Annotated in this window: 6 protein-coding genes and 1 pseudogene; 4 read left to right on the forward strand and 3 right to left on the reverse strand. The window is 43.4% G+C overall.

Annotated elements, in window-relative coordinates:
* Positions 1-423, forward strand: a pseudogene (locus FTU71_RS14195) (transposase); the annotation flags it as partial.
* Between the two features lie 45 nt (positions 424-468).
* Here FTU71_RS14195 and FTU71_RS14200 read toward each other — a convergent pair.
* Positions 469-1482, reverse strand: coding sequence for a CorA family divalent cation transporter (locus FTU71_RS14200; RefSeq protein ID WP_096901036.1), 1014 nt, complete (start codon positions 1480-1482; stop codon positions 469-471).
* Between the two features lie 154 nt (positions 1483-1636).
* On the opposite strand from FTU71_RS14200, the gene FTU71_RS14205 reads away from it, so the two are divergent.
* Together FTU71_RS14205 and FTU71_RS14210 are read left to right on the forward strand one after the other, a co-directional pair.
* Complete coding sequence (locus tag FTU71_RS14205; RefSeq protein WP_096901050.1) at positions 1637-2239, forward strand: TIGR00730 family Rossman fold protein; 603 nt, start codon at positions 1637-1639, stop codon at positions 2237-2239.
* 1 nt (position 2240) lies between these two features.
* Positions 2241-2651, forward strand: a complete 411-nt coding sequence (locus FTU71_RS14210; RefSeq protein WP_096901037.1) for an NUDIX domain-containing protein — start codon at positions 2241-2243, stop codon at positions 2649-2651.
* A gap of 78 nt (positions 2652-2729) precedes the next feature.
* Here the strand turns inward: FTU71_RS14210 and FTU71_RS14215 are convergent, their stop codons facing one another.
* On the reverse strand, positions 2730-3365 hold the full coding sequence (locus FTU71_RS14215; protein ID WP_096901038.1) for a ComF family protein: 636 nt from the start codon (positions 3363-3365) through the stop codon (positions 2730-2732).
* Between the two features lie 18 nt (positions 3366-3383).
* Positions 3384-5429: an ATP-dependent DNA helicase RecG gene (recG, locus tag FTU71_RS14220; RefSeq protein WP_096901039.1), complete on the reverse strand. Its 2046-nt coding sequence runs from the start codon at positions 5427-5429 to the stop codon at positions 3384-3386.
* Between the two features lie 36 nt (positions 5430-5465).
* Here recG and FTU71_RS14225 point away from each other — a divergent pair, with 36 nt between their 5' ends.
* Positions 5466-6245 (forward strand): NAD-dependent epimerase/dehydratase family protein, encoded by a 780-nt coding sequence (locus FTU71_RS14225; RefSeq protein ID WP_004974669.1) that lies wholly within the window; start codon positions 5466-5468, stop codon positions 6243-6245.
* Positions 6246-6375: the final 130 nt, after the last annotated feature.

Genomic DNA, 6375 nt, shown 5'->3' on the forward strand with positions numbered 1-6375 from the left:
GATAAGACAGTTGCAAGATGGTCATTGATCAGCAATGTATCAACCGAGATTACCGCAGTGGAATTGACAACTTGGTATTACTGGCGTTGGTCAATCGAATGTTATTTCAAACTTCTCAAGCAAGCAGGTCATGATATTGAGTCATGGCTTCAGACTACCCCAGAAGCGATTTTAAGGCGTTTGCTGATCAGTTGTATGGCTTGTGTGTTGACGTGGAGAGTGCAGCGTTGTACAGATGAGCAAAATCAGAAAGTCCGTGCATTTTTGACTAGGCTTTCAGGTAGACAGCAGAAAAGAGGCAAGATAGAGAGTGCGCCTGCCATATTGGCAGGACTCTCGATTTTACTAAATACTCTTCAACTGCTCTCAGAATATTCAATAGATGAACTGAATGAAATCGCAACCATTGCACTAGGTACCTAAAGATGTGTAGATACCTATGCCTAAAAAGAGAGGGAATAAAAGGCATCAAATCCATTTTTTCCATCTAAAGTAAATTAATGGGCCAATAAAGAAGCCAATTAAAATAATACTGACCACTATAAAACTGGTGGTGCCTTTGGCAAAAGGTAACACGTCGGTGTTCATGCCATAAACACTGGCAACTAGCATCGGTGGCGCTAACATACTCGGTAAAATCGAGAATCGACGAATCGTGTCGTTCTGTTCGGTGTTAATGAAGCCTGAAGTGGTATCGAGCAAGAAGCGCACTTTTTGGAATAAGAAGGCATCGTGTTCGACCAGTGAGCGTACATCTTCACTGAGTTCTCGAATGTCGGCATCGTAAATATGACTACCCAACGCACGCGGACGTGCCAAAAAGGTCAGGACACGACGTAAATCAATCAAACACAATTGCGCTTTTCCAAGCATGTCTTCTAATTGTGCCAGTCGGGTAATCATGTCATCGAGGTCTAAAATTTGCTCACGATGACGGTTATTCAGAACTTCTGTGGAATACTTTTCCAAGTCCTTGTGGATATCTTCTAAGATATCCGCAAGTTCGTCCAGTTTGGCTTCAAGCAAGCCTAAAAGCACCCAAGTCGGGTCTTTATAGTCAATTTCGTAGTCGTTACGTCGTGCACGCGCCCGAAATGCCCGAAACGCCACTAATTTTTCACCACGTAGGGTAAACAAGTGTTCTTTATGTAAAATAAAGGCGACGGTTTGCACAGTGGCTAAAATACTGGAATTGTCTTCAGTTTCGCCATCGACTTGATAGTTTTTATTTTTAGTTAAAAAATAGGTACTAATGTGTAAAATACCGTCATCATCGCGGTAGAATCGCGCTGAAGATGAAATATCTTCCAAAGATTTTAAGGTCGGTAAATTTTGTGAGTATGCGTCTAGTACCCATTGCTGTTCTTCTTGTGAAGGGGCAATTAGGTCAATCCAGACCAGATCTGGATGCAAATCAAAACCACCGTTAATGGTGGCATCTTCCAGACTACCGCGCTCTGTGGCATAAAAGGCTTCAAGCATTCGTCTTTTCTCCTTGCGCAGTATGGGTTTTGTGGATGGGTGTATTTTAGACAAGGATCTTACTAAATACACTGCTCAGAATGCTATTTTATTTAAAAATCTCCCTGAAGTTTAATTTTATGGCATGACAGCCAGATAACATGGTGAAAAAATGATGTCGTCAATTGCTATTTTCTGTGGTTCTGCCCCAGGAAAAGATTCAGTTTTTGTTGAAAATGCACGAAAAGTGGGTGAAACACTGGCTGCACAAGGCAAAACTTTAATTTATGGCGGTGGGCGCTCAGGCTTAATGGGTGTGGTGGCAGATAGTACTTTGGCCGCAGGTGGTCGTGCAATTGGCGTTATGCCTGAAAGTTTGGCAGAGCATGAATTGGCGCATCCGCATTTGACAGAATTACACATTGTTGAAAACATGCATGCTCGCAAAATAAAAATGTCAGAATTAGCCGAGGGCTTTATTGCTTTGCCGGGTGGTTCGGGAACTTTAGAAGAAATTTTTGAGCAATGGACGTGGGCACAATTAGGAATTCACTCAAAACCCTGTGCTTTTTTAAATGTAGATGGCTTTTATGATGATTTGCTAAAGTTTTTAAGACAGACCTCTGAAAAAGGTTTTACTCAGCCACGTTTTTGTGAGGCATTGATAGTATCGAATTGTATTGACAATATTTTGCAGCAATTTGAACAATATCGTGTCCCTGAAATGAAATGGGAAGTACCTGAGCTAGAGTGGGTGCAGCAGGAACTGGCGAAATAAAATGGCTGAGATCAACAACATCATTACCGTTGCGGCTGCAATTATTTTAAATGCTAAACAGCAGTTATTGGTGGTGCGTAAACAGCACACTGCGTGTTTTATGCAGGTCGGTGGCAAATTAGAACCCAATGAAGCACCTGAAACGACCATGTTGCGAGAAATTGCCGAAGAAATTGGCTGTCAGGCGCAAATTCAACAATTTATTGGACGCTATGAAACAGCAACAGCCAATGAACCTGACTGTCGTTTGGTCAGTTATGTGTATTGGGTGCAGCTAGACCAGGCACCAAAAATTGCTGCTGAAATTGCCGAAATGAAGTGGGTGGATTTGGATGATCAAGATACTTTGTTAGCACCGCTAACCCATGAAGTGGTGATGCCATGGTTAAGACAATATTTACAACAAAATTAAGAGCTGTTGATCATTCGTCTATATTTCAAGTGCAATTTTTTAATGCGCTAAGCATATTCGCCTGAATAGTTTTGTTTTTTATTCAGCACTGGCTAGACAGACTGCTTCGACTTTTTGACAGCCGAGCTTGAGTAACTGCTGTTTGAGTGCATGAATTGAACTGCCCGTTGTGACCACATCATCCACAATTAAAACCCGACGATAACGGATTTTAGGCGCAGTCTGAATTTGAAATTGCTGTTGGATGTCTTCCAATCGTTCTAAGCGACTTAAGCCTTTTTGCGCATGTTGTTGCAAGCGGGTCACAGGTTGCCAAATCGGGACATTTAAATGTTGTGCCAGTCCTTTTGCCAACAATAAAGATTGATTGTAGCCGCGTTCAGTCAAGCGGGCAGTGGAAATTGGCATCGGTACAATGGCTTGAATTTTAGGATAAGACAGTTGTTTTAGCGCACCTGCCAAAAGTAGTTGGTAATGTAACTGCTGTTCATATTTAAATTGTTGAATGATGCGATTAATTGGATAGTGATAATCAAAAGTGACTTGAATCTGCATTTCTTGTCGTTGTACCGCTTGGCTACGCCACGGCAATTGTTGCCAACAGGTTTGACAGACCGAATGTTGCCATTGCGTGTCGCTATGGCAGAGCTGACACGGTTGCAGTTGGCGCAGCCATTGTATGCCGCATTGTAGTAGATTGATCGGCTGAGTCATCTTAGGACTGCAATCCGTTTAAACATAGGCATAACGTGGTGCCTCAGGCAGCCAGCGTTTTAGCAAAGCTTCGGCATGTGTAGGATAATCGTTTAAAATTTGCTGTGCCACATGATGCGCCTGTGCCAGCAAATGATCATCCCGTTCTAATTTAGCCACCCGAAAGCCCATATCTCCCGTTTGTTTGGTTCCTAAAAGTTCCCCAGGGCCACGCAGTTCTAAATCTTTTTCTGCAATCACAAAACCATCGTTGGTTTCGCGCATAATCCGCAAGCGTTCTTGTCCATTTTGCGAAAGTGGATTTTTATACAACAAGGCACAAAAACTGGCTTTGGCACCCCGTCCGACTCGTCCACGTAGCTGATGTAGCTGTGAAAGTCCTAAACGCTCGGCATTTTCGATCACCATAATTGAAGCATTCGGTACATCGACCCCGACCTCAATTACTGTGGTGGCAATCAGCAACTGTAATTGATTGTCTTTAAATTGCCGCATGACGGCTTGTTTTTCATCGGCTTTCATTTTACCGTGTACCAACCCAATATTCAGTTCAGGAAAGCGTTCTTTAATTTCAGCAAAAGTCACTTCGGCAGCTTGTGCATCTAAGGTTTCCGATTGTTCCACCAAGGTACAGACCCAATAGGCTTGTTTGCCTTCGGCACAATTGCTGGCAATACGTTGTAAGACTTCTTCACGCCGATCTAGCGGAATGGTCACCGTTTGAATAGGCGTACGCCCTGGCGGTAGTTCATCAATCACCGAAGTATCCAAATCGCCATAGGCGGACATGGCTAAGGTACGTGGAATAGGCGTTGCAGTCATCACCAATTGATGCGGTGTAGTATGATTGGCACCCTTATTGCGCAAAGCCAGACGTTGATCGACCCCAAAACGGTGTTGTTCGTCAATAATCACCAAACCCAATTTGGCAAATTGCACATTGTCCTGAAATAACGCATGTGTCCCAACCACCAAATTGGCGCTACCATCTTGAATGCTCAGTTCAGCCGCTGCCCGTGCTTTGCCTTTTTGCTTGCCAGACAACCACGCCACTGTTAAGCCCAACGGCTCAAACCATTTTTGAAAGTTCAGATAATGTTGTTCTGCCAAAATTTCAGTGGGTGCCATCAGCGCGACTTGCCAGCCTTCTTCTAGGGCATGACAGGCTGCGACTGCAGCGACCAAGGTTTTACCTGCACCTACATCACCTTGTACCAAGCGCAGCATGGGTTTATTACCCTGCAAATCCTGCATGATTTCTTGCGAAACCCGTTGCTGTGCGCCTGTCATTTGAAATGGCATGTTACCGAGTAACGCAGGTGCTAGTTTTTGACTTGGGGAAAATGCAGGTGAGGCAATTTGCTGAATATAAGCCCGTCGGGTTAGTAAACTGACTTGATGCGCCACCAATTCTTCAAAAATCAGGCGTTGCTGTGCAGGGTGAGAGCCTTGTGCCAATTGCAGCATATTGGCATTTAAAGGTGGATGGTGAATATAATCCAGCGCCTGTTTGAGTGCGTAGCCATTGGTCATTTTTTCAGGCAAGAGTTCAGGCAAATCATCGCTATGCTGTGCCAAAGCTTGTTTGACGTATTCACGTAATTTGGCTTGGGTCAGCCCATCGGTGCTTGGGTAAATAGCGGTCAGTTGGGTTTTAGGCAGTGGGGTATGTTCAGTAATCAGTTGTAATTCGGGGTGATACATTTCCAGACCACGTGCTCCAACCCGTACTTCGCCAAATACTCTTAAACGATTGCCAAGTTTGGCACGATCTGTAATACCTTTATAAATATGATAAAAACGTAAGGTAATTTTGCCAAATTCATCTTCTAAATTGACCGCCATCGACTTGCGTTTACCCGGTGGAAAATCGACCCCTTTGACCACACCTTCGAGTAAATAGCTACGTCCCACGTTTAATTGGTTCATGGGGATGATCGTGCTACGATCTTCATAGTCACGCGGTAGATGAAACAACAAGTCATCTGTGGTGAAAATATTTAGTTTTTCGAGTAATGCAGCAGAGGCAGAGCCTACCCCTTGCAACTGATGGACTGCAGCCATGTCCCCTCAACTTCAAATGCTATGATTAGGTGCTGAATGCATATTCTATTTATTGGTTATGGTAAAACATCGCAGCGTGTTGCAAAACAACTATTTACGCTCGGTCATCAAATTACCACAATTAGCCGCAGTCCGAAAACAGATCCTGATATGACGCATTTGCTTCAAGATATTCAACAGCTCGATTTATCACAGACTCAACCTGTTGATGCCGTTTATGTATTACTTGCACCATCTCGGAATACGGTTTTGAGTTCTGTAGAAGCGTATCAACAGACTTATGTAGATTCTGTGCAGCCGATTGTCGCTGCATTAAAAGATCATCCTGTAAAGCGAATTATTGTGGTGTCATCTACACGGGTTTATGGCGAAAACGCAGGTGAATGTATTGATGATGATACTGTGCCTAAGCCGAATGATGTACAAGGGCAGTTGTTGTTGCAGATGGAACACTTGTGGCAACAGGCTTATCCTGAACAATGTGTGATCGTACGTCCTTCGGGTATTTATGGCACTTCGACTGCACGCATGCTCAAACTTGCGGAAAGCACACAAAGTTACCCGAATATACATTGGTCAAATCGGATTCATATTGATGATTTGGCAGGTTTTTTGGCACATTTACTTCACGTGGAACATCCAGAACCATCATATATTTGCAGCAATAACCAAGCTCAGCCTTTGCATGAAATGATTTTAAAGATTCAGCGTGAATTGAATTTACCTGAGTTGGTGTTGGAAGGTGAGCGTGAAACAGGGAAAAGGATTTTTGCTCAGAGGATGGTGGCGAGTGGGGTTGAATTATTCAATGTGTAATCATTTATCAAATGGAGCGTAAAACTCAGTCCTTCAGGTCAGAGATATAAGCGACACGACATGAAGTGTCGTTTGATTTAACTAAGGACTATTTTCCTTGAGTTTTGATTGTTAATATAAGTACATGAAA

This window comes from Acinetobacter sp. YH12136 (genome assembly GCF_013418545.1).
Classification (GTDB): Bacteria; Pseudomonadota; Gammaproteobacteria; order Pseudomonadales; family Moraxellaceae; genus Acinetobacter; species Acinetobacter towneri.

Coding starts and splice junctions, on each gene's coding strand:
- FTU71_RS14225 (WP_004974669.1), top strand. CDS start 5,466: ATGCATATTCTATTTATTGGTTATGGTAAAACATCGCAGCGTGTTGCA.
- FTU71_RS14210 (WP_096901037.1), top strand. CDS start 2,241: ATGGCTGAGATCAACAACATCATTACCGTTGCGGCTGCAATTATTTTA.
- recG (WP_096901039.1), bottom strand. CDS start 5,429: ATGGCTGCAGTCCATCAGTTGCAAGGGGTAGGCTCTGCCTCTGCTGCA.
- FTU71_RS14205 (WP_096901050.1), top strand. CDS start 1,637: ATGTCGTCAATTGCTATTTTCTGTGGTTCTGCCCCAGGAAAAGATTCA.
- FTU71_RS14200 (WP_096901036.1), bottom strand. CDS start 1,482: ATGCTTGAAGCCTTTTATGCCACAGAGCGCGGTAGTCTGGAAGATGCC.
- FTU71_RS14215 (WP_096901038.1), bottom strand. CDS start 3,365: ATGACTCAGCCGATCAATCTACTACAATGCGGCATACAATGGCTGCGC.